At 68.3% G+C, this 24,040-nt stretch carries 17 protein-coding genes; 11 read left to right on the top strand and 6 right to left on the bottom strand.

The genetic code is table 11. The annotated features are described in order from the left end of the window. Nucleotides 1-151: 151 nt before the first annotated feature. Entirely contained in the window at nt 152-1,036 is an 885-nt protein-coding gene (locus ACW4E8_RS11975; RefSeq protein WP_456804708.1) for an alpha/beta fold hydrolase, read from the bottom strand. A 314-nt stretch (nt 1,037-1,350) separates the two neighbouring features. Between ACW4E8_RS11975 and ACW4E8_RS11970 the strand changes: the two genes are divergently transcribed. Together ACW4E8_RS11970 and ACW4E8_RS11965 are read left to right on the top strand one after the other, a co-directional pair. Then, nucleotides 1,351-2,445: a porin gene (locus tag ACW4E8_RS11970; RefSeq protein WP_456804707.1), complete on the top strand. Its 1,095-nt coding sequence runs from the start codon at nt 1,351-1,353 to the stop codon at nt 2,443-2,445. Nucleotides 2,446-2,558: 113 nt separating this feature from the next. Then, nucleotides 2,559-3,548, top strand: coding sequence for a Bug family tripartite tricarboxylate transporter substrate binding protein (locus ACW4E8_RS11965; RefSeq protein WP_456804706.1), 990 nt, complete (start codon nt 2,559-2,561; stop codon nt 3,546-3,548). A 39-nt stretch (nt 3,549-3,587) separates the two neighbouring features. On the opposite strand, the gene ACW4E8_RS11960 is transcribed toward ACW4E8_RS11965, so the two are convergent. Both ACW4E8_RS11960 and ACW4E8_RS11955 read right to left on the bottom strand, forming a co-directional pair. Then, complete coding sequence (locus ACW4E8_RS11960) at nt 3,588-5,669, bottom strand: 3-hydroxyacyl-CoA dehydrogenase NAD-binding domain-containing protein (RefSeq protein WP_456804705.1); 2,082 nt, start codon at nt 5,667-5,669, stop codon at nt 3,588-3,590. After that, nucleotides 5,666-7,051 (bottom strand): MFS transporter, encoded by a 1,386-nt coding sequence (locus ACW4E8_RS11955; RefSeq protein ID WP_456804704.1) that lies wholly within the window; start codon nt 7,049-7,051, stop codon nt 5,666-5,668. The genes ACW4E8_RS11960 and ACW4E8_RS11955 overlap by 4 nt, the downstream gene beginning before the upstream one ends. 498 nt (nt 7,052-7,549) lie before the next feature. Here ACW4E8_RS11955 and ACW4E8_RS11950 point away from each other — a divergent pair, with 498 nt between their 5' ends. The 7 genes from ACW4E8_RS11950 to ACW4E8_RS11920 all read left to right on the top strand — a co-directional run bounded on the left by ACW4E8_RS11950 (nt 7,550) and on the right by ACW4E8_RS11920 (nt 16,048). Next, on the top strand, nt 7,550-8,734 hold the full coding sequence (locus ACW4E8_RS11950; protein WP_456804703.1) for an acyl-CoA dehydrogenase family protein: 1,185 nt from the start codon (nt 7,550-7,552) through the stop codon (nt 8,732-8,734). 54 nt (nt 8,735-8,788) lie between these two features. Continuing rightward, nucleotides 8,789-9,928 carry an acyl-CoA dehydrogenase family protein gene (locus ACW4E8_RS11945; protein WP_456804702.1) on the top strand — a complete coding sequence of 380 codons (1,140 nt, stop codon included), beginning with the start codon at nt 8,789-8,791 and terminating at the stop codon, nt 9,926-9,928. Nucleotides 9,929-10,284: 356 nt separating this feature from the next. Further along, nucleotides 10,285-11,241 carry an ABC transporter permease gene (locus ACW4E8_RS11940; protein WP_035825039.1) on the top strand — a complete coding sequence of 319 codons (957 nt, stop codon included), beginning with the start codon at nt 10,285-10,287 and terminating at the stop codon, nt 11,239-11,241. Continuing rightward, complete coding sequence (locus ACW4E8_RS11935) at nt 11,241-12,158, top strand: ABC transporter permease (protein ID WP_456804701.1); 918 nt, start codon at nt 11,241-11,243, stop codon at nt 12,156-12,158. The genes ACW4E8_RS11940 and ACW4E8_RS11935 overlap by 1 nt, the downstream gene beginning before the upstream one ends. 127 nt (nt 12,159-12,285) lie before the next feature. After that, a complete protein-coding gene (locus ACW4E8_RS11930; RefSeq protein ID WP_456804745.1) occupies nt 12,286-13,953 on the top strand; it encodes an ABC transporter substrate-binding protein in 1,668 nt (555 codons plus the stop codon). A 24-nt stretch (nt 13,954-13,977) separates the two neighbouring features. Then, nucleotides 13,978-14,979: an ABC transporter ATP-binding protein gene (locus tag ACW4E8_RS11925; RefSeq protein WP_456804700.1), complete on the top strand. Its 1,002-nt coding sequence runs from the start codon at nt 13,978-13,980 to the stop codon at nt 14,977-14,979. Further along, the gene (locus ACW4E8_RS11920) at nt 14,966-16,048 is read left to right on the top strand and encodes an ABC transporter ATP-binding protein (RefSeq protein ID WP_456804699.1); all 1,083 of its coding nucleotides are present in this window, start codon (nt 14,966-14,968) and stop codon (nt 16,046-16,048) included. Before ACW4E8_RS11925 ends, ACW4E8_RS11920 begins: the two co-directional genes overlap by 14 nt. 14 nt (nt 16,049-16,062) lie before the next feature. Here ACW4E8_RS11920 and ACW4E8_RS11915 read toward each other — a convergent pair whose 3' ends face one another. The 3 genes from ACW4E8_RS11915 to ACW4E8_RS11905 form a co-directional block, all read right to left on the bottom strand. Continuing rightward, complete coding sequence (locus ACW4E8_RS11915; RefSeq protein ID WP_456804698.1) at nt 16,063-17,301, bottom strand: TetR/AcrR family transcriptional regulator; 1,239 nt, start codon at nt 17,299-17,301, stop codon at nt 16,063-16,065. Nucleotides 17,302-17,449: 148 nt separating this feature from the next. Next, on the bottom strand, nt 17,450-19,033 hold the full coding sequence (locus ACW4E8_RS11910; protein ID WP_456804697.1) for a fatty acid--CoA ligase: 1,584 nt from the start codon (nt 19,031-19,033) through the stop codon (nt 17,450-17,452). 75 nt (nt 19,034-19,108) lie between these two features. After that, nucleotides 19,109-19,891, bottom strand: a complete 783-nt coding sequence (locus tag ACW4E8_RS11905) for an SDR family NAD(P)-dependent oxidoreductase (RefSeq protein ID WP_456804696.1) — start codon at nt 19,889-19,891, stop codon at nt 19,109-19,111. A gap of 265 nt (nt 19,892-20,156) precedes the next feature. Here ACW4E8_RS11905 and ACW4E8_RS11900 point away from each other — a divergent pair, with 265 nt between their 5' ends. Beyond that, nucleotides 20,157-22,493: a mechanosensitive ion channel family protein gene (locus ACW4E8_RS11900; protein WP_456804695.1), complete on the top strand. Its 2,337-nt coding sequence runs from the start codon at nt 20,157-20,159 to the stop codon at nt 22,491-22,493. A 347-nt stretch (nt 22,494-22,840) separates the two neighbouring features. Then, nucleotides 22,841-24,037: a helix-turn-helix transcriptional regulator gene (locus tag ACW4E8_RS11895; protein ID WP_456804694.1), complete on the top strand. Its 1,197-nt coding sequence runs from the start codon at nt 22,841-22,843 to the stop codon at nt 24,035-24,037. The last annotated feature ends 3 nt before the right edge of the window (nt 24,038-24,040 follow it).

The raw sequence follows: 24,040 nt of genomic DNA, 5'->3' as shown, positions 1-24,040 counted from the left end.
TTTAGATATTGAACACAGGTACGACTATAGACAACGCGGTCGCAAAAATTGACTGGGGTTAACCCGCTATCAGCACTACGAAATCTGGAAGGGGTGGCGCAAGGTGCGCGCCACCGCGTGGGATGCGGCGGCAGGCGCCGCCGCGGTGGCTTCAGATAATGTCGTCCAGCACCGAGCGGATCAGCCGCGCGGTGGCGGCGGCCTGGTCGATATAGCAGGCATGGCCGGCATCCGGGATCAGCGAGAACGGCAGGCCGAAGCGTTCGGCCAGCGTGCTGCAGGCTGGCGGCGTGGTGACGACATCGCGGCTGCCGCAGGCGATCTGCGTGGGCAGGGCGTCCGGGCGCCGCGCCAGGTAGGCGTGGATGTCGTCGCCGCACAGCATCGCCACCGCCTGCCGGTAGCCGTCCGGGTTCAGCCGCTGCATGTTCCAGCGCACCCATGCCTGGGCGCCGGGGTCGGCCTCCTCGCTCAGCAGCCGGGCCGGCCCGCGTTGCGCCAGGCCATCGACGCCCAGGGATTCCAGCGCCTCCAGCCGCTGGCGCGCAACCTCCCTTGCCTCGGCTTCCCTCCCCGCGCCGCCGTAGCCTTGCGCCACGCTGAGCAACAGCAGGCGCGCAGGCAGCTGTCGTGCGTTGGCGACATAGGCCGCCGCCATCAGCGCGCCCAGCGAATGCCCGACGATCAGCGCCGGCTGCACGCCCAGCGCCTGCAGCAGTCCGTCCAGCCGCTGCGCATAGTCAGACGCCAATGGCCGCGCCTGCGCCAGCGGCGACGAATCGCCATAGCCCGGCGCATCCCAGGCGATCACCTGCGCGTGCGCGGCCAGCAGGCTCGCGCACGGCAGCCACGACGCGGCGCCGGAACTGATGCCGTGCAGCAGCACGACCGCCGGGCCCTTGCCCCCCCCGCAGCGGTAGGCCACGCGCTCGCCGCCCGCGCCCACCTGCACCGCGCGCTGGGCAAACCCGCTGTCCAGGGCTTCCAGCAACTGCCGGTCTGGCTCGGCTGGCATATGGGGCTGATTTTGTTCCATATATAAAACTTAGGTTTGAGAATAAAACTTTTGAAGCATAGGCGTGTCGGGGCGCAGCTGGGATGAGGGTTAACGATAAAAAGATCGAAGACCTCCGCGCAGAGCCGGCGTTAGCCGTCGTGAGGCCGCCTCACTAGGGATAACCCTCCTCACATCTTGTGGAAACTCACAGCTATATTTTGCCTGACGTTTCTTATGTTGTTTGATGTTTCATATATAAAACACAAAAGAGACCGAAACAACATTCGCGGCCGCCATCCGCAGTGGCTGCGGACGACAAGACGACAAAACGGAAACCGGAAGGAAACTGGTAGATGAAACTTGCACGAATCGCCGCAGGCCTGGCCGCGGCTTTCCCCCTGCTGGCCTCGGCACAATCTTCGGTCACCCTGTACGGGGTCATCGACACGGGCGTCGAGTATGTGAGCAATGTCGGCGCCAACGGCGACGGCCTGGTGCGCATGCCCAACCTGACCGCCACCGTGCCCTCGCGCTGGGGCATCCGCGGCACTGAAGACCTGGGCGGCGGCCTGAAGAGCATCTTCGTGCTGGAGTCGGGCTTCTCGCCGGATTCGGGCACCTCCAACCAGGGCGGCCGCTTGTTCGGGCGCCAGGCGCTGGTCGGGCTGACCAACCAGTACGGGCAGCTGTCGTTCGGCCGCCAGTACACCATGCTGTTCTGGGCCACGCTCGACAGCGATGTCCTGGGGCCCAATGTGTACGGCTCGGGCTCGCTCGACAGCTACCTGCCCAATACGCGCGCCGACAACGCGGTGTCGTACAAGGCCAACTTCAGCGGCTTCGTGGTGGGCGCCACCTACAGCTTCGGGCGCGATGCGGTCAACGCCGGCCCCAGCCCCTCGGGCACCAACTGCGCCGGCGAGAACGCCGCCGACAAGAAGGCGTGCCGCGAGTGGTCGGCAATGCTCGGCTACGACAACAAGACCTGGGGCGTCACCGCCGCGTATGACTCGCAGCGCGGCGGCCCGGGCGCCTTCGGCGGCCTGACCAACAGCAACCTGACGGACGACCGCCTGTCGCTGGGCGGCTACATGCTGTTCCAGCGCGCCAAGATCGGCGCCGGCTGGATCCGCCGCGACAACGAGGGCAGCCCCACGCCGATCAGCGACCTGTACTACGCCGGCGCGTCCTACGACATCACCCCCGCGGTCAACCTGGCGGGCCAGGTCTACTTCCTGAACTACCACGGCAGCGACAACCAGGCCATGCTTTATACGCTGCGCGCGATGTACAGCTTCAGCAAGCGCACCTCGGCGTACGCCACCGCCGGCTTTATCAACAACGGCGGCCAGCTGGCCATGTCGGTCAGCGGCGGCTCGCCTGGCTCGAACCCGCGCCCGGGCGAGAACCAGTGGGGCTCGATGATCGGCATCAAGCACGTTTTCTGATTTCCTCCGCGCCCCCCGGCGGTACCGTCCGGCGCAAGCAACGCGCCGGGCGCCAACACAGCCATTGGCCCCCGGCCCGTCCGGGCGCCACGTCTTACAGAGGTCTGAACATCATGAAGTCCGTACGCCGCAAAGTACTCGCCACGCTGGCCGCCGCGACCGCGCTGGTCGCCATCACCGGCACTGCCCTGGCCCAGGGCGCATACCCGAACAAGCCCATCACCATCGTTGTGGCCTATCCGGCCGGCGGCGACGTCGACGTGCTGGCGCGCATGTTCGCGGAAAAGCTCGCGCCGCGCCTGAAGCAGTCGGTGGTGGTAGAAAATCGCACCGGCGCCGCCGGCACCATCGGCAGCGCCTACGTGGCGCGCGCCAACCCGGACGGCTACACCCTACTGCTGGCCCCCAACACCGTTGCTATCGCGCCGCTGGTGCTCAAGGCCGGCACCGGCGCCAGCTATGACGTGCAGCACGACCTCACGCCCATCAGCCAGATCGGCACGCAGTCGCTGTTCGTGGTCGTCAACAAGGGCAGCGGCATCACCAAGGTCAGCGAGCTGGTGGCGCGCGCCAAGGCCGGCAAGGTGGAAACCTATGCCACGCCCGGCAATGGCTCGCCGATGCACATCATGGGCGAACTGTTCAACAAGTCAGCCGGCATCAAGATCAGCCAGGTGCCCTACCGCGGCCTGGCGCCCGCCATCGTCGACGTGATCGGCGGGCAGGTGCCGGTGACCTACATCACCTACGGCGCGATCTCGCAGTACGTCGGCAACGGCAGCCTGGTGCCGCTGGCAGTGGCTGACCAGAAGCGCTCGCCGTTCGCGCCCAACGTGCCGACGCTGGCCGAGCTGGGCTACAAGGACGTGGAGATCGGCGCCTGGCAGGCCCTGCTCGGGCCCAAGGGCATGCCGGCCGACCTGGTGCGCACGCTCAACACGCACGTCAATGAGATCCTGAAGATGCCCGACGTGGTGGCGCGCATGGCCACCATCGCGGTCACGCCTTCGGGCGGCGAGCCGGCGGTGCTGTCGAAGCTGATCGCCGCCGACACGGCCCGCTATACCAAGGTGGTCAAGGAGTTCGGCATCCAGGCCGACTGAGTTCGCCCGCCGCGCCGGGGGACTCCCCCCCGGCGCCCTCTATTTGAGGTCCGCAAACTTGCGGCCCTGCGCCACCAGTTCCTCCAGCAGCGGCGCCGGCGCGAAGTCCGCGCCATACAGCGCCTCGTAGCGCCGCATCGCCGCCAGCACCTTGTCCAGGCCGATGGTGTCGGCATAGCACATCGGGCCGCCGCGATACACCGGCCAGCCGTAGCCGTTCACCCAGATCACGTCGATGTCCGAGGCGCGTATCGCCTTGCCTTCCTGCAGGATCTTCGCGCCTTCGTTGATCATCGGATAGATGCAGCGCTCCAGGATCTCCTGCTCCGACACCACGCGGCCGGTCCTGCCCTGTTTCGCGGCGAAGTCGCGAATGACCTGCTCGACCACCGGCGACGGCTTCGCGTTGCGCTGTTCGTCGTAGTCGTAGTAGCCGGCGCCGGCCTTCTGCCCGCGGCGGTCCATCTCGCACAGCACTTCACGCAGCGTCGAGCCGCTGGACTTCTCGCGCACCCAGCCGAGATCAAGCCCGGCGAGATCGCTCATGGCGAAGGGGCCCATCGGAAAGCCGAAGTCGTACAGCACGCGGTCCACGTCCCACGGCAGCGCCCCGTCCAGCACCAGCTTCTGGGCCTCGCGCTGGCGCTGGGCCAGCATGCGGTTGCCGACAAAACCCGGGCACACCCCGACCAGCGCCGCGACCTTGCCGATCTTACGCGCGAGTTCCATCGCGGTGCGGATCACCGGCTTTGCCGTCTTGTCGCCGCGCACCACTTCCAGCAGCTTCATCACGTTGGCGGGCGAGAAAAAATGCAGGCCGATGACCGCCTCCGGGCGCGAGGTAGAGGCCGCGATCACGTTCACGTCCAGCGCCGAGGTATTGGTGGCCAGGATGGCACCCGGCCTGGCGATCCGGTCCAGCTTGCCGAACAGCTCTTGCTTGACCTCCATGTTCTCGAACACGGCCTCGATGATCAGGTCGGCATCGGCCAGCTGCTGCAGGTCCAGCGTGGGCGTGAGCAGCGCCATGCGGGCCTCGACATCGGCCGCACTGAGCCGGCCCTTGCGCGCGGTGTTGTCGTAGTTGCCCCGGATCGTCTTCAGGCCGCGGTCGAGCGCCTGCTGCGAGGTCTCGACGATGGTCACGGGGTAGCCGGCGTTGAGGAAGTTCATGGCGATGCCGCCGCCCATGGTGCCGGCGCCGACGATGCCGATGCGCTTGACCGCAAGCGCGGGCGTGTCGGGTCCCACATCCGGCACGTTCCATACCTGGCGCGAGGCAAAGAAGTAGTAGCGCTGTGCCGCCGACTGCGTGCCGTTGAGCAATTCGGTGAACAGTTCGCGCTCGCGCTTCAGGCCGGCTTCGAAGGGCAGCTCCACCGCCGCCTCGATGCAGCGGATATTGAATTCGGGCGCATCGAAGCCGCGAAAGCGCCGCGCATTGGCCTTGCGGAAGGCAGCGAACAGTTCCGGCTTGCCGCGCGCGGCCGCCACCTTGTCATCGGATTCGCGCACCTTGCGCAGGGGCCGCTTCCCGGCCACCACCTTGCGCGCGAACGCCACCGCGTCGGCACGCAACGAGGCGTCGTCGGTCAGCAGGTCGACCAGACCCATCTCCGCCGCGGCGCTGGCCGCCACATGCGCGCCCGACGTGACCATCTCCAGCGCCTTTTCCGCGCCCACGATACGCGGCAGCCGCTGGGTGCCGCCCGCCCCCGGCAGCAGACCGAGATTGACTTCCGGCAGCCCGCACTTTGCCGAGCGCGTGGCGATGCGGTAGTGGCACACCAGCGCCAGCTCCAGCCCGCCGCCGAGCGCGGTGCCGTGGATGGCGGCCACCACTGGCTTGGGCGCGTCCTCGATCATGGCCTGCACCTCTGCCAGCGACGGGCCCGCCGGCGGCTTGCCAAACTCGGTAATGTCCGCGCCCGCGACAAAGGTCTTGCCGGCGCAGATCAGCACCACGGCCTTGACGGCATCGTCGGCGAGCGCGCGCGCCATGCCGTCGCGGATGCCGCTGCGCACGGCGGCGGACAGTGCATTGACGGGGGGCGAGTCAAGGGTCAGGACGGCGATGTCGGCGTCCACCGTGAGGTCGGTCACGGCGTTGATGGCGGTCATGGATCGGTTCTCCTGGATTGAATCGGTGTGGGGTGCCGGTGCAGGCCCGGCGGATGCTCAAGCGCCGCCCTGCGCCGGCGCGGGTCGACAATGCGCAGGGCCAGTACGAAGGCGGCGCACTTGACCAGGATGGCCAGCGCGAACACGACCCAGAAGCGCACGCCCTGGGCCAGCAGGCCGCCGCAGACCGGGCCGATGGCCATCATCGCGTAGGTGGCGGTATCGGACACCGCCAGCAGCATGGGCCGGTCCTTGCGGCTGCCGAACTCCATGACGAGGTTGTCCGCGGAGATGAAGAAGCCGCCAAAGGCGGCCCCCAGCCCACAGAAGGCCAGCAGGAAGCCGGGCAGCGTGGTGCCGCACAAGAGCAGCAGCGTTGCCGCCACCCACAGCGCGATGCTGGCCAGGAATACCAGCCGGTAGCCGTGGCGGTCGGCGATGCGGCCCCAGGCCAGGCTGCTGGTGGTCTGCGCCAGCAGGTAGGCCAGGCTCATGTAGCCCAGCACCGCGCCGGACAGGTCGATATGAGTGCCGGCATAGATCGCATAGAACGGCATCGCCATCATGCCGAACGCCACCAGCGCACGCGCCACGAAGAAGCGCACGAAATCGCGATCCGCGCGCAGCAGCGCCGGCACCTCGGCCAGGCGGCGCAGGAAGCCCGCCGGCAGGCGCACGTCGTGCAGGGTCGGCTCGCGCATCTGCGTGAGCGCTGAAATGCCGATGCTGGTCAGCACGAAGGCCGCCAGGAAGGTGGCGGCATAGCCGTTGCCCAGCACCTGGTTGCCCACCAGGTAGCGCCCGCCCAGCCACGCCACCGCGGCCGCGGTGAGCCCGCCGCAGAAATTGCGCAGCGCGGTCAGCCGGCCGCGGCGCGCCAGCGGGATGATCTTGGAGGTCAGGTAGTTGAAGCTGACGTTCTGCACGCCGTTGAGCAGCCCGAACAGCAGCAGGAAGAGGCCCGCCGCGACCAGCGCCGCCTCGCCCGACAGCCACAGCGCCGACAGCGCCAGCCCCAGGATCTGCGCGCGCACCAGCCAGCCCACCAGGTAGATCAGCGGCATCACGCGCGGGCGGTGCTCGATCAGCGTGGCGCCCCAGATCGACGACGCGGCCATGCCCGCATATTGCGCGGACAGCACGATGCCGACGGTCAGCTTGGAACCGGACAGCAGGTACAGGTAGGCCGGCACGAAGGTGGGCGCTGTCACCAGCCGGAACCCGGTCATGCCCAGCATGCCGTGCGCCAGGTACGCGCGGGCGTTGCGCGGCAGATGCTGGTCGACATGCTGGAGATAGCACCGCTCAGCCTGTTCATGCGCGCTCAGGTCAGGTCCCTCGTCGGGGCCGGCTACCCGCTCGGGGGTCCGTGCGCCTGTCATGCGCCGGGACCTGTGCCGCCCGATTCCAGCCAGCGCACGCAGTCCGGCGCGCGGGCACCGGGATACGAAACGGTTCGCTCACCGAGCGAAGGCATGACGACGGGCACGGCTCATGTCTCTCTGTGCTTTCCGCTGTTTTAGTGATAGCGGTATGTTTTGAATGGATGCTATCACAGGAAACACCTCAACGCCTGAGCGCGCTGCCGATGGGCACTTACGCCAATTTATCCGGCAATTTCTCGGATATTTCTTGCTCATACAGGAATAGTGACATGCCCCATGGTTCTGCAATGCGGGCCATGGCACACCTGGCCATGGCACCCCGGCATCCGTTTTAGGTAATTGAGTATTGACGCTGCCAGGTGCGACTTGTATAACGGGATACGCCGCCTGGCCGGTCCGCCACAGAACGGACCAGCCAGGTGCGGGCGACCTCACCGGCAGCGCGCCAGAGAAAGAGGCGTCCAGCGACAGGCCCCCGAGAACAAGGAGACACGCGTGGACGAGTTGGAGACCTTCCGGCAGCAGGCGCGCGCCTGGCTGGAGCAGAATTGCCCGGCCGAGATGCGGCAGCCGGTGCGCAACGAAGACGACATCTGCTGGGGCGGGCGCAGGTTCCGCTTCCAGTCCGAGGCCCAGCGCCAGTGGCTTGGCCGCATGGCCGACAAGGGCTGGACCGTGCCCGAATGGCCCACGGAATACGGCGGCGCCGGCCTGGCGCGCGAGCAGGCCAAGGTGCTGCGCGAGGAAATGGGCCGGCTCGGCTGCCGAGTGCCGCTGCAGAGTTTCGGCATCTCGATGCTTGGCCCCGCCCTGCTCAGGTACGGCACCGAAGCCCAGAAGCGCGAGCACCTGCCCCGCATCGCCCGCGGCGAGATCCGCTGGTGCCAGGGCTACTCCGAGCCCAACGCCGGTTCCGACCTGGCCGCGCTGCAGACCCGCGCCGAGGACCGCGGTGGTCATTTCCTGGTCAACGGCCAGAAGGTGTGGACGTCCTATGCCGACCAGGCCGACTGGATCTTCTGCCTGGTGCGCACCGATGCTGCGGCGCAAAAGCACACCGGCATCAGCTTCCTGCTGTTCGACATGGAAACGCCGGGTGTGACGACCCGGCCCATCCTGCTGATCTCCGGCAAATCCCCCTTCTGCGAGACCTTCTTCGACGATGTCGCGGTGCCCCGCGCACAACTGCTCGGCGAGCTCAACGGCGGCTGGGAGATTGCCAAGTACCTGCTCACCCACGAGCGCGAGATGATCAGCGCCATCGGCAGCCGCGGCATGCGGCAGCCGCTTGGCGCGCATGCGGCAAAGACCATCGGGCTGGACGCCGCCGGCCGGCTCGACGAGCCGATGCTGCGCGCGCACATCGCCCAGTTCGAGATCGACGAGGCCGCCTTTGCCGCGGCCGGCGAGCGGGTGCGCGACCTGGCCCGCCAGGGCGAGGGCATCGCGGCGTTCTCGTCGGTGCTCAAGTACTACGGTGCGGAACTGAACAAGCGCCGCTACGAGCTGCTGGTGTCGATCGGCGGCAGCGACGCGCTGGAATGGGAAAGCGAGCGCAGCCAGCAGGGCGCGCTGGCACGCGCGTGGCTGCGCAGCAAGGCGAACTCGATCGAGGGCGGCACCAGCGAGGTCCAGCTCAACATCGTCGCCAAGCGCCTGCTCGGTCTGCCTGGCGCCTGAGCCCGGCCCCGCACGCTTCCCCCCGCTGCTCCGTACCCAGACACGAGTCCGCCCATGCCCATCGTACTGAACCAGACGCAGGAAATGCTGCGCGACAGCGCCCTGACCTTCCTGCGCGAATCCGCCCCGATCTCCGCGCTGCGCACGCTGCGCGATACCCGTGACGAGACCGGCTTCTCCCGCGCCTTGTGGCAGCAATTTGCCGAACTCGGCTTCGCCGGCGTGCTGGTGCCCGAGCAATATGGCGGCAGCGGCCTGGGCGTGGTGGAGGCCGGCGTCATCATGGAAGCGATCGGGCGCACGCTGGCGCCCTCGCCGTTCCTGTCCACCGCCGTGCTGGGCGCGGCGCTGCTCACCCACTACGGCAGCGATGCGCAGCGCACGGCGATGCTGCCCGCCATCGCCGCCGGCCAGCACCTGACCGCGCTGGCACTGGAAGAGAGCGCCAGGCACCGGCCCACGCGCCATGCCCTGCGCGCAAGCGCCGACGGTGAGGGCTTCCGCCTCGATGGCGACAAGGTCTTTGTCGTCGATGGCCACGTCGCCGACACCCTGATCGTGGCGGCGCGCACCGCCGGCGCGCCCGACGACCGCGACGGCATCACGCTCTTCCTGGTGCCCGCCGGCAGCGCCGGCCTCTCGATCGAGCGCACGGTCATGGCCGACGCCACCAATGCGGCGCGCGTGACCCTGCGCGAGGTCCGGCTGCCGGCCGCCGCTGTGCTGGGCACCCCCGGCAATGGCGCCGCCATGCTGGAGCGCGTGCTGGACGTGGGCCGCGCCGTGCTGGCGTCGGAACTGCTCGGCATCGCCGACGAAACCTTCGACCGCACGCTTGCCTACCTGAAGGAGCGCCGCCAGTTCGGCCGCATCATCGGCGAGTACCAGGCGCTGCAGCACCGCGCCGCGCACCTGTTCACCGAGATCGAGATCACCCGTGCCGCCGTGCTGCAGTGCCAGCAGCGGCTCGATGCCGGCACGGACGACGCCGCCGGCCTGGTCTGCGTGGCCAAGGCGCGCGCTGGCACCACCGCGACCCTGGCCGTGCAGGAGGGCGTGCAGATGCATGGCGGCATCGGCATGACCGACGCGCTGGAGATCGGCTTCTTCATGAAGCGGGCACGCACCGCCCAGGAACTGCTCGGCGATACCAACGCCCAGTTGCAGCGCTGGGCGACGCTGCGCGGCTACTAGTCGCGCGCGCTGGCGCAGGCAACGTGCAGCCGGGCCCGGCGTGCGCGTGCCGGCGCGCGTCCCGCACACCGCCGCGGGGCCATGGAAAACCACTAGCTTTTCCGCGCGGCAATCGGGTTGTTTTCGTTTCGAACGATCAGTATGCTGGAATCACAGCCGCGCAAGACCACCCGCAACGGTGTTTCGCCACCGGCGAAATAGCAAGAATCACTCCCCACCTGCAGCAGAATCCTGTGTTGACGGATGCAAAGGGATCGGGAGACAGGAGACGACATGTACCAAGCATCATGCAGATTCGTGTTGCCGGTATCTTCCGTTTCGGCTAGCCGCGCCAAGGCAGCGCTGCGAGGGCTGCGATGAGCGCCTACGTGCTGCGCCGGCTGCTGGCGCTGGTCCCCACGCTCTTGTTCGCCAGCCTGATCGTCTTCACCATCGTGCGCATGGTGCCGGGCGATGTGGTCGACCTGATGCTGAGCCAGAACGACATCAGCGCCGATACCCGCACCCGCGAAGACCTGGTCCGCGCCCTCGGCATGGACCGCCCGATGTGGCAGCAGTATGTGCACTGGGTTGGCGGCATCGTGCTGCGCGGCGACCTGGGCCAGTCCCTGTGGCAGGGCGAGCCAGTGCTGTCGATGGTGACCGCGCGCATCCCCGCCACCTTCTCGCTGGGCGTGATCGCGCTGGTGGTGGCGCTGTCGGTAGCGCTGCCGATCGGCGTGCTGTCTGCCATCCGCCAGGACAGCGCCGCCGACTACATTGCGCGCTCGTTCTCCATCCTGATGCTGGCCATCCCCAGCTTCTGGCTCGGCACCATGGTGATGGTGTTCCCCTCGGTCTGGTGGGGCTGGTCGCCCGAGGCTCGCTACGTGCCCTTCCATGAAGACCCGGTGCAGCATGTGCGCAACATGCTGATCCCCGCCATCGTGCTGGGCATGGCGCTGTCCGCCATCACCATGCGCATGACGCGCACCATGATGCTCGAGGTGCTGCGCCAGGACTATATCCGCACCGCCTGGGCCAAGGGCCTGAGCGAGCGCCTGGTGGTGCTGCGCCACGCCCTGCGCAATGCGCTGATCCCGGTGGTGACGCTGATCGGGCTGCAGGCGCCGCTGCTGATCGGCGGCGCGGTCATCATCGAGCAGATCTTCGCGCTGCCCGGCATGGGCCTGCTGCTGCTCGACGCCGTGCACCAGCGCGACTATCCGGTCATCACCGGCGTGTTCCTGGTGGTGGGTGTCGCGGTGATGCTGATCAACCTGCTCGTCGACCTGAGCTACGGGCTGTTCGATCCGAAAGTGAGGCACCGCTGATGGCCAAGCCCGCCCTGCACCCCAATCCCGTCGCCCCCGCGGCCGCTGCCGCACCGGCCCGGCGCGCCGTGCCCGGCCGCGGGCTGCTCAGTCGGCTGTTCCGCGACAAGCCGCTGGGCGCCGCCGGCGCCGTCATCTGCGCCATCTTCCTGTTCTGCGGCGTGTTTGCCGACCTGCTGGCGCCGTACGGCATGAACGAGATCAACATGCTGCAACGGCTGCAGGCGCCCTCCTGGGCGCATCCGTTCGGCACCGACAACCTTGGCCGCGACATGCTGTCGCGCTGCCTGTACGGCGCGCAGCTGTCGGTGGTGATCGGCCTGTGCGCGGCCACGCTCGCCACGGCGATCTCGGTGCTGCTCGGCATCCTGACCGGCTACCTCGGCGGCAAGCTGGACCTGATCGTGCAGCGCATGGTCGACGCCTGGATGAGCTTCCCGGACCTGGTGATCCTGATCGTGGTGGTCTCGGTGCTTGGCCCGGGCAGCTGGCAGATCGTCTGCACGCTGGGGCTGCTGCTTGGCATCGGCGGCTCGCGCATCGTGCGCAGCGCGGTGGTCTCGGTGCGCGAGAACATGTATGTCCACGCCGCGCAGTCTATGGGCGCATCCACCACGCGCATCCTGTGGCGCCATATCCTGCCCAATGTGCTGCCCCCGGTGATCGTGCTGTTCACCACCCGGGTCGGCACGGCAATCCTGGCGGAATCGGGCCTGTCCTTCCTGGGCCTGGGCGTGCCGCCGCCCGCGCCGACGTGGGGCGGCATGCTTTCCGGCGACGGGCGCACCTTCATGTTCCAGGGTCCGTGGCTGGCGCTGGCACCAGGCATCTGCCTCACCATCGTGGTCTACGCGATCAACATCTACGGCGACGCCCTGCGCGACCTGCTGGACCCGCGCATGCGCGGCACGCGCTAGCGCCTGCCCGAATAGCAGTCCCCTGCCGCGCTGGCGCGGCGGGGCACGGATTTCCCGCGCGGCCATGCCGCCGGGCCAACGGCAGTCGACCACGGAGGGCTTCGGTTTGAACACACAGGCATCCTCGATGTTGGCGGGCGTGGTGCTCGCATTGTGCGCAGCCACGGCGGGCGCCCAGAGCGACGCGCCCAAGTACGGCGGCACGCTGGAGATCGGCTCGGTCTACCCGACCATCTCGGCGCTGTCATGGGACCTCGCCGACTGGAACTGGAAGCAGAACTACGACACCGGCCAGGTCTACGAGCAGCTGTTCGTGGCCGACCTGTCCAAGTCCAGGCGCCTCGGCGGCAAGTACAGCTTCCAGGCCGACGCGTGGCTGCCCGAGGACGCCATCCGCGGCGAACTGGCCGAAAGCTGGAAGTGGCTCGATCCGCAGACGCTGGAAGTCAGGCTGCGCAAGGGCGTCAGGTTTCCGGCCAAGCCCGGCGTGATGGAAGAGCGCGAACTGGTGGCGGACGACGTGGTCTTCAGCTACACGCGCCAGGCCGAAAGCGCGAAGAAGATCCCCACCTATTTCGACCACCTTGCCAAGGTGGAAGCGAAGGACAAGCATACGGTGCTGTTCCGCTTCAGCAAGTACAACGCCGAGTGGGACTACCGCTTCGGCTGGGGCTATTACTCCGGCATCATGCCGAAGGAGGTGGCCACCGCCGGCGCCGGCAATTGGAAGCACGTCAATGGCAGCGGCCCGTTCCAGCTGACCCAGTTCGTGCAGGGCAACGCCAGCACCTATACGCGCAACGCCTTGTATTGGGATACCGAGAAGGTGGGCAGCAAGGATTTCAAGCTGCCCTTCGTCGACAAGATGGTGCTGCGCACCATCAAGGACGAAGCCACGCGCAACACCATGCTGCGCACGGGCAAGCTCGACGTCATGGAAGGCATACGCTGGACCTCGGTGGAGGAGCTGAAGAAGAACGCGCCGCAGCTGCAGTGGTCGCGCTGGCTGTCCTTCACGGGGCAGTACCTGGCCATGCGCGTGGACGCCAAGCCCTTCAACGACATCCGCGTGCGCCGCGCGCTCAACATGGCGGTCAACAAGCAGGAGATCGTCAAGCAGTACTACGGCGGCAATGCGGAGCTGTTTGCCTATCCGCAGCACCCTGACTATGAGGGCTACTTCGAGCCGCTCAGCGCCATGCCTGAGAACGTGAAGGAGCTCTTCACCTACAACCCCGACAAGGCCCGCAAGCTGCTGGCCGAAGCCGGCTACCCCAAGGGCTTCAAGTTCAAGGTGCAAGTGTGCGCATGCGCCCCGGACCATATGGAACTGCTGCCGTTGATTGCCGCGTACCTGGAACAGGTCAACGTGCGCATCGAGATCCAGCCGATGGAGTACGGCGCGTTCCTGTCCGCGATGACGACCCGGACCAATGCGCCCGGCTACATGATGGCCAACGGCCATACCAATCCCACCACCACGATCCGCAAGAGCTTCGTGCCGGGCCAGGTATGGAACGCCGCGCAGTGGGGCAACGACGCTTACACCAAGCGGGTCGAATCCGCCTTCGAGCTGCGCGATCTCGGCAAGCGGCAGGAAGCGCTGCGCGGGCTCACGCGCGACATCCTGGCCGAGGCGCCCTATATCTGGCTGCCCACGCCCTACATGTACACCGCCTGGTGGCCGTGGGTGCGCAACTACGGCGGCGAGCTGCGCGCGGGCGCGGTGCGGCCCGGGCCGATCTATGCACGCATGTGGATCGACCAGGACATGAAGAAGAAGCTTGGCTTCTGAGCCGCGCCACCCGAGGAGACACGCATGACGCAGCCCATCCTGCAGGTCAGGGACCTCACCACGCGCTTTCGCACCGATCGCGGCGTGGTGACCGCCGTCGACCAGGTCTCGTTCGACGTGGCCCCGGGCGAGACCCTGGCCATCGTCGGCGAATCCGGCTCGGGCAAGAGCGTGACGGCCCTGTCGATACTGGGCCTGATCCCCGCCCCGGCCGGATCGATCGACGCCGGCGAGATCGTGTTCGAGGGCCAGGACTTGCTCAAGCTTGGGCAGCGCGGCATGCGCGCCATCCGCGGCAACCGCATCGCGATGATCTTCCAGGAGCCGATGTCGTCGATGAACCCGGCGCTGACCATCGGCAAGCAGATTGCCGAGCCCATCCACCTGCATCGCGGCCTGCCCTGGAAGACCGCGCTGGGGATGGCCGGCGAGCTGCTCGGCAAGGTCCAGATCCCCGAGCCCCAGAGCCGGCTTTCAGCCTATCCGCACCAGTTCTCGGGCGGCATGCGGCAGCGCGCGATGATTGCCATGGCACTGGCCTGCGAGCCGCGGCTGATCATCGCCGACGAGCCCACCACCGCGCTCGACGTCACCGTGCAGGCCCAGATCCTGGACCTGCTGAAGGACCTGGCCGAGCGCATGGGCACGGCACTGATCCTGATCACGCATGACCTGGGCGTGGTGGCGCGCTATGCCGACCGGGTCGCCGTGATGTACGGCGGCAGGCTGGTGGAGACTGCCTCCGCCGAGGCCCTGTACCGGCAGCCCGCCCACCCCTACACGCGCGGGCTGATGGCCTCCGTGCCGCGCATTGACGGGGACACCGGGCAGCCCCTGGTTCCCATCGAAGGCCAGCCGCCTGACCTGACGGCGCTGGGCCCGGGCTGCGCCTTCCTGCCGCGCTGCAAGCAGGCGACCGACCAGTGCCGCAGCGCCCGGCCGCCGTTGCGCGGCGTGCCGGACGCGGCAACGCGGCAGTTCTCCGACCAACATTTCAAGGCGTGCTTCGTCCATGAACTCCATTGAAGCGATAGCGGAGCCGGCAACGGGCAACGGCGGTGTGCAGGCGGGCGTGCAGCGTGACGTGCAGCGTGACGTGCGGGGCGACGTGCAGAGTGGCGATGAGATCCTGCGCGTCGACGACCTCAAGGTGCATTTCCCCGTCACGCGCGGCGTGCTGCTCAAGCGCCAGGTGGGCTCGGTCAGGGCGGTCGACGGCGTGTCATTCACGCTGCGCCGTGGCGAGACCCTGGGCCTGGTCGGCGAAAGCGGCTGCGGCAAGTCCACCACGGGGCTTGCCATCCTCAAGATGCTGGCCGCCAGCGCCGGACGCATCGCCTTCCGCGGCGAAGACCTGGCCAGCTTCACGCGGGCGCAGGAGAAGCAATTCCGCCGCAGCGTGCAGATGGTCTACCAGGATCCCTTCGGCTCCCTGAACCCGCGCATGAAGGTCAGCGACATCATCAGCGAACCGCTGGAGGTGCATGACTTCCCCGGCGGGCGTAGCGCCCGCCGCGCGCGCGTGGCGGAGTTGCTGGACATGGTCGGGCTGCTGCCCTATATGGCGGACCGCTACCCGCACGAGTTCTCCGGCGGGCAGCGCCAGCGCATCGGCATCGCCCGCGCGCTGGCGCTCGGGCCCAGCGTCATCGTCTGCGATGAGCCGGTGTCGGCGCTCGACGTGTCGATCCAGGCGCAGGTGGTCAACGTGCTGATGTCGCTGCAGCGGCGGCTTGGCCTGTCCTACCTGTTCATCGCGCACGACCTGGCCGTGGTGCGGCATATCAGCGACCGCATCGCGGTGATGTACCTGGGCCGCATCGTCGAGATCGCAAGCCGCGAGGCGCTCTACGCCCGCCCCCGCCATCCCTACACCCAGGCGCTGCTGTCGGCGGTGCCGGTGGCCAGCGTGGAAGGCGAGCGCAGCCGCAAGCGCATCGTGCTGCAGGGCGAGGTGCCGAGCCCGATGAATCCGCCGTCGGGATGCCGCTTCCATACCCGCTGCCCGTTGGCGATGGCGCGTTGCCGCACCGAAGACCCGGCGCTGCAGGCGCTGCCGGATGGGCAGATGGTGGCCTGCCACCTCTACACTTGAGCGTGCGCTAGCGCTCAGGGCTCCGACAGGATCCCCATCAGCAACGGCCGCACGAACAGGTCAGCGGCGTTGTCCGGATGGGCGCCGCGCACCCAGCGGGACAACTCCACCGCAGCATTGATCATGCCGTTGACCTGCAGCGCGGCAATGGACTGGTCCAGTGCCCGGATCGAGCCATCCTGCATGCCCAGCACCAGGAAGCGCACGATCCGCGCCGACAGCCGGCTCATGGTCAGCATCTTCTCCTTGCGCATGTCCTCGGGCAGCGCGCCATAGATGGTCAGGCGCAGCAGCGGCCCCTGGCTGGAGAACTGGTATTGCACCAGCGCCCGCGACACCGCGCACAGCTTGTCCCAGCCGGTGCCGGGGCCGTTCTCCACCAGCGTCTGGGTATTGCGGATCACTGCGAACATGCGGTCGACGCAGGCCGAGATCAGGTCGTCCTTGTTCTCGTTGTGGTGATAGAACGCGCCCTTGGTCAGGTTCAGCCGCGCCGAGATGCGGTCGGCCGACGCGCCGCGATAGCCCTGTTCGTTGAGCAGCTCGGTCGCCGCGCGCAGGAAGGCCTCCTGCGTGGTCTCGGGCTTGTCCGGCGCCGGCAGCAGCGCGGACACATCCATCTGCGCATGCCAGCGGGCCGACGGCGCGGCAATGCCGTGCAGCAGCACGTCGACCACGGTCTGCGCCACCTTCGGATAGTCCTCAGGCTCATAGCGCTCCACCCACGACATCGCGCCGGTAGCCAGCGACAGCAGCAGGTGGGCGCGCGCGCTCAGCGCACTGCGCTGCGCCGGATCGGCCGGCGGGCGCTCGCGCAGCAGCTGGCGGATGCGGCGGAACATGTCGGTGTAGGCGTCGAATGCGATATCGGCATGGCTGTCCGGCAGCGCCCGGATCTCGCGAAAACTCATCAGCTCAGGCCGCTCGCCGGTGGCGGTGCGCGCCAGGCGCTCGAAGAACAGCGCGATGAAGGCCTCCACCCGGTCGCGCGGCGCCGGCTGCTGCAGGGCCGCGCTGGCAATATCCACCATCTCGCCGATGGTGCGCAGCAGGCACGCCACCACCAGGTCTTCCTTCTTGCGGTAGTAGTACGTGATGCTGTTGGTGCTCAGGCCCACGTCCTCGGCGACATCCGACAAGGTGGTGCCCCGTACGCCCTGGTGGTTGAAGCGCCGCGCGGCGGCGTCCAGGATGGCCTCGCGCTTTTCGACATAGCGGCGGGTCAGGCGGGCTTGCGCGGGGTCCTTGGACATGGCTGGGGGGGTGTTGTCGCGCAATATTGCGGGTGGACGTCGTGAGGCGGCACGGTGCCTGCGCGGATTATAGCGGGCGCCCCGCTCCCTGCCCGCCAAAGCAAAAGCCCGCCAGTGACGGCGGGCTCTTGCTTGCTGCTTGCCGGCGTCAGTTCACCCGCCGGTTCATCCCTTCCCAGAACGGCTCGCGCAGCTTGCGCCGCAGCAGCTTGCCCGACGGGTTGCGCGGCAGCGCCTCGACAAACTCGATGCTCTTGGGCACCTTGAAGCCCGCCAGCCGCTGGCGCGTCCACGCGATGATGCCAGCCTGGTCCGGCGCCTGCCCCGGCTTGAGCACGACGATGGCCTTGACCGCCTCGCCCCACTTCTCGTCCGGCACGCCGATCACCGCCACGTCAGCCACCTGCGGGTGGCCGTAGATCGCGCTTTCGACCTCGGCCGGATAGACGTTCTCGCCGCCGCTGATGATCATGTCCTTGACGCGGTCATGGATGTACAGGTAGCCCTCGGCATCCATGTAGCCCGCATCGCCGGTGCGCAGCCAGCCTTCGGCGTCGATGGTGCGCGCGGTTTCTTCGGGCTGCTTCCAGTAGCCGGCCATATTGTGCTGCGAGCGCACCACGATCTCGCCGACTTCGCCGGGCGCGAGCTGGCGGCCTTCATAGTCGACCACCTTGATCTCCACGCCAGGCAGCGGCTTGCCCGCGGCGCGCATGCGCGGCACTTCGTCGGTGGTGTGGTCCTCGGGCGGCAGTGCCACGATGGTGCCGGTGGTCTCGGTCATGCCGTACTGCTGCACGAAGCCGCAGCCGAACACTTCAATCCCTTCGCGCAGCAGCGCCGCGGGAATCGGCGCGGCGCCGTACAGCAGGTACTTCAGGCGCGAGTAGTCCACCTGGCGCGCGCGCGGGTCGCGCAGCACGATCTGCATCGCGGCCGGCACCAGGAACAGCTTGCTGATGCGTTCCTTCTCGATAAAGTCGAGCACCGCGCGCGGGTCGAACTCGCGCGCGACCACGCCCTTGGCACCGGACAGCAGGTTGCGCAGGCCCCAGCCGGAGCCGCCGATATGCGCCACCGGCATCGCCACCAGCGAAACATCGTCGGCGACCCAGTGCGACCAGAGCACGTTCTCGCGCTCGCTGACTTCGGTGCCGATGGTCAGGTTGCGGTGCGTGAGCATCGCGCCCTTGGGCCGGCCGGTGGTGCCGGATGTGTACAGCTGCAGCAGCACGTCATGCGCGGCGGGCTGGTGCGCGGGCGGCGTGTCCGGCTGCGCGTCGCGCCAGTCGGTGTAGCACTGCCAGTCGCCTTGCTCGGCGCACGGCTCCATCACCACCACCTTGCGCACCATCGGCAGCGCGGGCAGCAGGTTCCGGACCATTGCCGCCGATTCCGCCCCGACGAAGAGCACCACGGCATCGCAATGGCCGAGGATGAACTCCACCTCGGGCGGCGCCAGGCGCCAGCTGGCCGGCGTCATCACCGCGCCGATCCTGGACGCGCCAAGCAGCAGCTCGAAATAGTGGTCGCTGTTCTTGCCGATATAGCCTATGCGCTCGCCGACCCCGGCGCCTTCAGCCAGCAGGGCCTGTGCCACGCGATTGGTGTTGCGCTCGAACTCGGCATAGGTAGTCTGCCGGCCTTCGAACGCATACGCCACCGCCTCGGGCCGCAGGCGCGCGAAGTGGCGTACCGCGTGGGGCAGTGTCGTCAGGTAGCTGAAGTCCATCCGCGTCTCCTGATTCTGATAGTGGCCGGACCAGCGGTGCGCGGGCCCGGCCACGACGATGTGCTGGCGCTACGCTCAGCGCGGTGCCATGCGGATGGCGCCGTCCAGGCGCACCGATTCGCCGTTGAAATAGCCGTTGCGGCACATCTCGACGGCCAGCGACGCGAACTCTTCCGGCTGCCCCAGGCGCTTGGGGAACGGCACCGAAGCGGCCAGCGCGGCCTTGACGTTCTCTGCCGCGCCCTGCAGCAGCGGCGTATTGAAGATGCCCGGCAGGATGGTGTTGACGCGGATACCCTCGCCCGCCAGGTCGCGCGCGATCGGCAGCGTCATGCCGACCACGCCGGCCTTCGATGCCGAGTACGCGGCCTGGCCCATCTGGCCGTCCTGCGCCGCCACCGACGCGGTATTGATGATCACGCCGCGCTCGCCGCCGGCAGTGTCCAGCGTCAGCATGCCCGCGGCCGAGCGCGCGATGCAGCGGAAGGTGCCGATCAGGTTGATCTGGATGATGCGCTCGAAGGCATCGGTCGGGAAATGCTTGATCTGGTCCGGCGCTTCCTTGGAACGCGAGGCGGTCTTGATGGCGTTGCCCGTGCCGGCGCAGTTGACCAGGATGCGTTCCTGGCCGATGGCGGCGCGCGCCTTGGCAAAGCCGGCCTCGACCTCGGCCTCTGAGGTGACGTTGACCTGGCAGAACACGCCGCCCAGTTCACGCGCCAGCGCTTCGCCCTTTTCCACGTTGAGGTCGAACAACGCCACGCGCACGCCCTGCGCTGCCAGCGCACGTGCCGTCGCCGCGCCCAGGCCCGAAGCGCCACCCGTCACCACTGCCGATACCGATGCATTGAGTTCCATACCGTCTTTCCCTTGTCTCTTGTTCCTGGCCCGGCCGGATCCAGCGCGGCCCCGTGGTTTGATGAAGCCGGCAGGCGCAAAAATCGCCTGTACCGGAGTGGGGTCGAGATTCGTGGATCGGCCGTTGTGACGCATCGTCCGAAGCGACGAATGACGATAGCGCGTGCCTGCGGCGCGCTCCGGCACCCCGCGCGACCGATGCGCTACAGTGACGCGATCGACGGCCATTCCGGCGCCGCCCGGCACCGGCAACCGACTACGAACCATGCACAAACCCGAACCCAACGCCCCCACCCCTGCGCCCCGCTGGCATGCCGCACTGCAGCCGGTGCTGCGTGCGCTCGCCATGCTGGCCGCGCTGTTGACGCTGCTGTCCGCCATCCCGGCGCACGCCACCCCGGCCGGCTCCCTCGCCGCACTGCTGGGCAAGGCGGAGAAACCCGCGGCGCCGGCCAGCGCACCCGCCGCCAGCGTGCCGCTGGCGCAGTCGCTGGACCAGGTGATCGCCACGCTGCAGAACGACGGCGAGCGGCGCACCCTGGTGGGCCAGCTGCAAACCATGCGCCAGGGGCTGGGTGCCTCCGGGGCCGCGCCCGCCTCCGCGGCGGCGGCCCCGGCGGGCGCCTCTGCGCCCGGCCTGATCGGTGCCGTCGCTGAAGTGCTGGACGAGGTCGATACCCATCTGCGCAAGGATCGCGGCCCGTGGCAGTTCTGGCGCTGGCGCACGCGCTTCGCGGGCGAGGAATGGCACGCCGCGCTCACCCACAACGGCACCCGCACGACGCTGGCCTCGCTGCGTGAATTCGCGCTGGTGCTGGCAGCCTGGGCGGTGAGCGGCGGGGTCTTGTGGGAGATCGGCCACCGCATCCGGCGCCGGCGCGCGCGCAAACCCACGCGCGCCGAGCGCGGCAAGCTGCCCGAGCTGCCATCGTGGGTCGACGTCGGCGTCTTCATGCTGCGCCATATCGGGCCCTGGGTGGTGGCATTCGGGCTGACCTTGCTGCTGGCCCAACGCGTATTTGCCCAATCGCCGGCCAGCGTCGCCGCCGTGCTGGTAGCGTATGCAATCGTGGCGGGGGCGATCGCGGCAGCGGTGTGCCAGGTCATCTTCACGCTGTTCCGCAGCGCGCACCGGCAGCTGGCGGTGCGGCAGCTGCTGGCGCACTCACCGTGGCTGCTGTTCTGCACGGGGGCGCTGGCGGCACTGGGCGACGGCGCCACCGACAGCCGCGTGATCGCCGTGCTCGGCACCAACCTGTGCGCGCTGGTGGCCACCGTGGCCAATATCGCCGCGGCCCTGGGCATCGGCGCGTTCGCGCTGCGTTTCCGCCGGCAGATCGGCCAGCTGATCAGCCAGCGGCCGCTGGCCTTCCGCCAGGCCCGCCCGGCCGTGACCGACCTGCTGCGGCTGGCCGGCCAGGCCTGGCACCTGCCGGTGCTGGCGGTGGTGGTGGCATCGGTGGTCGGCACCATCCTGGCCACCGGCCATGCGGATGTGTTCCTGCGCCGCACGGTGGCATCGGTGGCGCTGTTCCTCGCCGGGCTGCTGCTGACGATGGTGGCGGGGCACTCGCCCAAGGCCACCGCGCGCGCGCCGCGCATCCGCGACCGCCGCCGCTCGGCCTACCTGCAGCGCTTCGGGCGCTTTGCGCTGGCGCTGGTGCGCGTGCTGATCTGGGCGGTCTTCATGGAGATGGTGATGCGCGTCTGGGGCACGTCGCTGGTGCGCCTGGCCGAGTCGTCCGCCGCGGGCCGCCATCTCACCGAGACGGTCTTCAGCGTCACCAGCACCGTGCTGCTGGCCTGGCTGGTGTGGCTGCTGATCGACACCTCCATCATGCAATCACTGTCACCGGCGCACGGGCGCGGCGCGCAGCCCAGCCTGCGGGCCAAGACCATCCTGCCGCTGGTGCGCAACGCCTCGTTCATCAGCCTGCTGGTGATCACGGTGATCGCGGTGCTGGCCAACCTGGGCGTCAACGTGACGCCGCTGCTGGCCGGCGCGGGCGTGGTCGGCCTGGCCATCGGCTTCGGCGCGCAAAGCCTGGTGCAGGACCTGATCACGGGGCTGTTCATCGTGGTCGAGGACTCCATCGCCATCGGCGACTCGATCGAGCTGCCGGACCACGCCGGCGTGGTCGAAGCCATGACCATCCGCACGGTCAGGCTGCGCGACGGCCGCGGCGCGCTGCACACGCTGCCGTACAGCCAGATCAAGGCAGTCAAGAACCTGTCGCGCGGCTATGCCTACGCGGTGTTCAACATCGGCATCACCTACCAGAGCGACCTGGACCAGGCGCTGGAGCTGATCCGCACCACCGGCGCCGAACTGGCGCGCGACCGTCACTACGCGCGCAACCTGATGTCGGGGCTGGACATCCTGGGGCTGGACCGCTTCGACCCCAACGGGCCGGTGGTGATGGCACAGTTCAAGACCCGGCCGCTGATGCAGGCCGAGATCACGCGCGCGTTCAACGCGCGGCTCAAGCGCAATTTCGACGCCAGCGGCATCCGCATGGCATCGCCGAGCCTGACGATTCAGGTGGGTGGCGGGGTCGCGCAACTGGCGGGCAAGGAGGACGTGAGCCCTGCGCCACAATAGCCAGCGCTGCTGTGGCATGGGAGAAACGCTGGACTATTTCAGCGTTGAAGATTTTGAAGTTTTCCTCAAGCCTCTTACCATCGCACCGCGGCATGATCACGCCCCTGCCTGGTCTGGCGGGGGGTTGCGCCGCGCAATCCGTGTTTTCCCCAGCGACACGGGGGATAAAACAAACAACATTGTTTGGCATGATTGCGATGCGGCGAACATGACGGGACAATGCCGCCGCCAGCAGCATCCGTATCGGCGCAGATACAGAACGCCAGAACGGGACCGATAACACAAAAAGATGTAGCCACTTGCCGTGGCGCAGAGCAATAGGCGTTTGCCACCGGGGGGATCTGAACATGGGCGAACACCCGACTACGGACGAGGACTTCCATCGTCTGGTCGACTCAATCTACGAGTCCGCGCTGGACGTTGCGGCCATGCCCGCCGCCCTCGACCTCTTTTCCCGATACACCTGCACAGGCAGCCCGCGTTACCTGATCTGGGACAAGCTGGCCGGCCATGCCCGCCTTGGCGTGACCCCGCACGGCTGCTTCACCAGCGGCGTCAGCATGCCCGACTGGCTGCCCGGTCCGCTCGACCTGCCCCATCCTGGCGCTTGCTGCCCCCCCAATGACGCCCCCGCGCTGGCCTGCGACGACACGTCCGCGCTGGCGGCCTCGCACGATGGCGGCATGGCGGATGCGGCCACGGCTGCGCTGGCCTGCAGCGGACTGGAACAAGGCATCCGTCTGATTGAGAACGCCGAGGTTTGCGTGCTGATGAGCGGCACCAGCGCGGGCAGCATCAGCACAGGCCAGCGCGAGCGGCGCCTGGCCCACGTAATGCCGCACTGGGTGCGCGCGGCACGGATGCAGCAGCGCAACTTCGAGCTGAGCGGGCTGGCCAGCCTGGGCCTGGCCGGGCTGGATACGCTGGATTTCGGCGTGATGGTGCTGCAGGCGGACCTGCGCGTGCGCTATGCCAACAGCTGGGCCGAGGCGCTGGTGCAGGCCGACGGCCACCTGTCGCTGCAGGGCGGCGTGCTGCGCGCCCACAGCGACACGCTGCAGGCGGTGCTGCGCAAGCTGCTCGACGGTGCCATGCGTGCCCGCGGCACGGAAGCGGCCTCCGGCTCGTGGATGCACATTACCTCCGGCGGACAGCCGGTGCCGATCATCGTCACGCCGCTGGTGTCGCGCCAGCCGGTGGAGGGGCCGTGGCAGCTGCCGGCCGCGATGATGCTGTTCGGCAACTCGGAATCGCGCTCGGTGCTGGATGCCGGCGTGCTGACCTCGCTGTTCGGGCTGTCGCGCAAGGAAAGCATTATCGCGATCCGCCTGGCTGCCGGCGAAACCCTCAACGAAATTGCCGAGCGCGAATTTCTTTCGCCCCACACCGTGCGCGTGCATATCCGCGACACGCTGCGCAAGACCGGCACGCATCGCCAGTCAGAACTGGTGCGGCTGCTGCACCTGCTGCCGGGCGTGAACCTGGAGCGCGCCGCCGTAGCCCCGCCCCTGCGGCCGCGCGCGCGGCGCCCGCGCGCGGCCTGAAGC

Source organism: Cupriavidus sp. CP313, from assembly GCF_054072015.1.
Note: the sequence above shows the minus strand (reverse complement) of the source record. Positions and strands in the feature narration are given on the sequence as shown.

Bases quoted from the DNA above. Each gene is read 5' to 3' on its own strand.
- ACW4E8_RS11975 (WP_456804708.1), bottom strand. From the start codon at position 1,036: ATGGAACAAAATCAGCCCCATATGCCAGCCGAGCCAGACCGGCAGTTG.
- ACW4E8_RS11970 (WP_456804707.1), top strand. From the start codon at position 1,351: ATGAAACTTGCACGAATCGCCGCAGGCCTGGCCGCGGCTTTCCCCCTG.
- ACW4E8_RS11965 (WP_456804706.1), top strand. From the start codon at position 2,559: ATGAAGTCCGTACGCCGCAAAGTACTCGCCACGCTGGCCGCCGCGACC.
- ACW4E8_RS11960 (WP_456804705.1), bottom strand. From the start codon at position 5,669: ATGACCGCCATCAACGCCGTGACCGACCTCACGGTGGACGCCGACATC.
- ACW4E8_RS11955 (WP_456804704.1), bottom strand. From the start codon at position 7,051: ATGACAGGCGCACGGACCCCCGAGCGGGTAGCCGGCCCCGACGAGGGA.
- ACW4E8_RS11945 (WP_456804702.1), top strand. From the start codon at position 8,789: ATGCCCATCGTACTGAACCAGACGCAGGAAATGCTGCGCGACAGCGCC.
- ACW4E8_RS11940 (WP_035825039.1), top strand. From the start codon at position 10,285: ATGAGCGCCTACGTGCTGCGCCGGCTGCTGGCGCTGGTCCCCACGCTC.
- ACW4E8_RS11935 (WP_456804701.1), top strand. From the start codon at position 11,241: ATGGCCAAGCCCGCCCTGCACCCCAATCCCGTCGCCCCCGCGGCCGCT.
- ACW4E8_RS11930 (WP_456804745.1), top strand. From the start codon at position 12,286: ATGTTGGCGGGCGTGGTGCTCGCATTGTGCGCAGCCACGGCGGGCGCC.
- ACW4E8_RS11925 (WP_456804700.1), top strand. From the start codon at position 13,978: ATGACGCAGCCCATCCTGCAGGTCAGGGACCTCACCACGCGCTTTCGC.
- ACW4E8_RS11920 (WP_456804699.1), top strand. From the start codon at position 14,966: ATGAACTCCATTGAAGCGATAGCGGAGCCGGCAACGGGCAACGGCGGT.
- ACW4E8_RS11915 (WP_456804698.1), bottom strand. From the start codon at position 17,301: ATGTCCAAGGACCCCGCGCAAGCCCGCCTGACCCGCCGCTATGTCGAA.
- ACW4E8_RS11910 (WP_456804697.1), bottom strand. From the start codon at position 19,033: ATGGACTTCAGCTACCTGACGACACTGCCCCACGCGGTACGCCACTTC.
- ACW4E8_RS11905 (WP_456804696.1), bottom strand. From the start codon at position 19,891: ATGGAACTCAATGCATCGGTATCGGCAGTGGTGACGGGTGGCGCTTCG.
- ACW4E8_RS11900 (WP_456804695.1), top strand. From the start codon at position 20,157: ATGCACAAACCCGAACCCAACGCCCCCACCCCTGCGCCCCGCTGGCAT.
- ACW4E8_RS11895 (WP_456804694.1), top strand. From the start codon at position 22,841: ATGGGCGAACACCCGACTACGGACGAGGACTTCCATCGTCTGGTCGAC.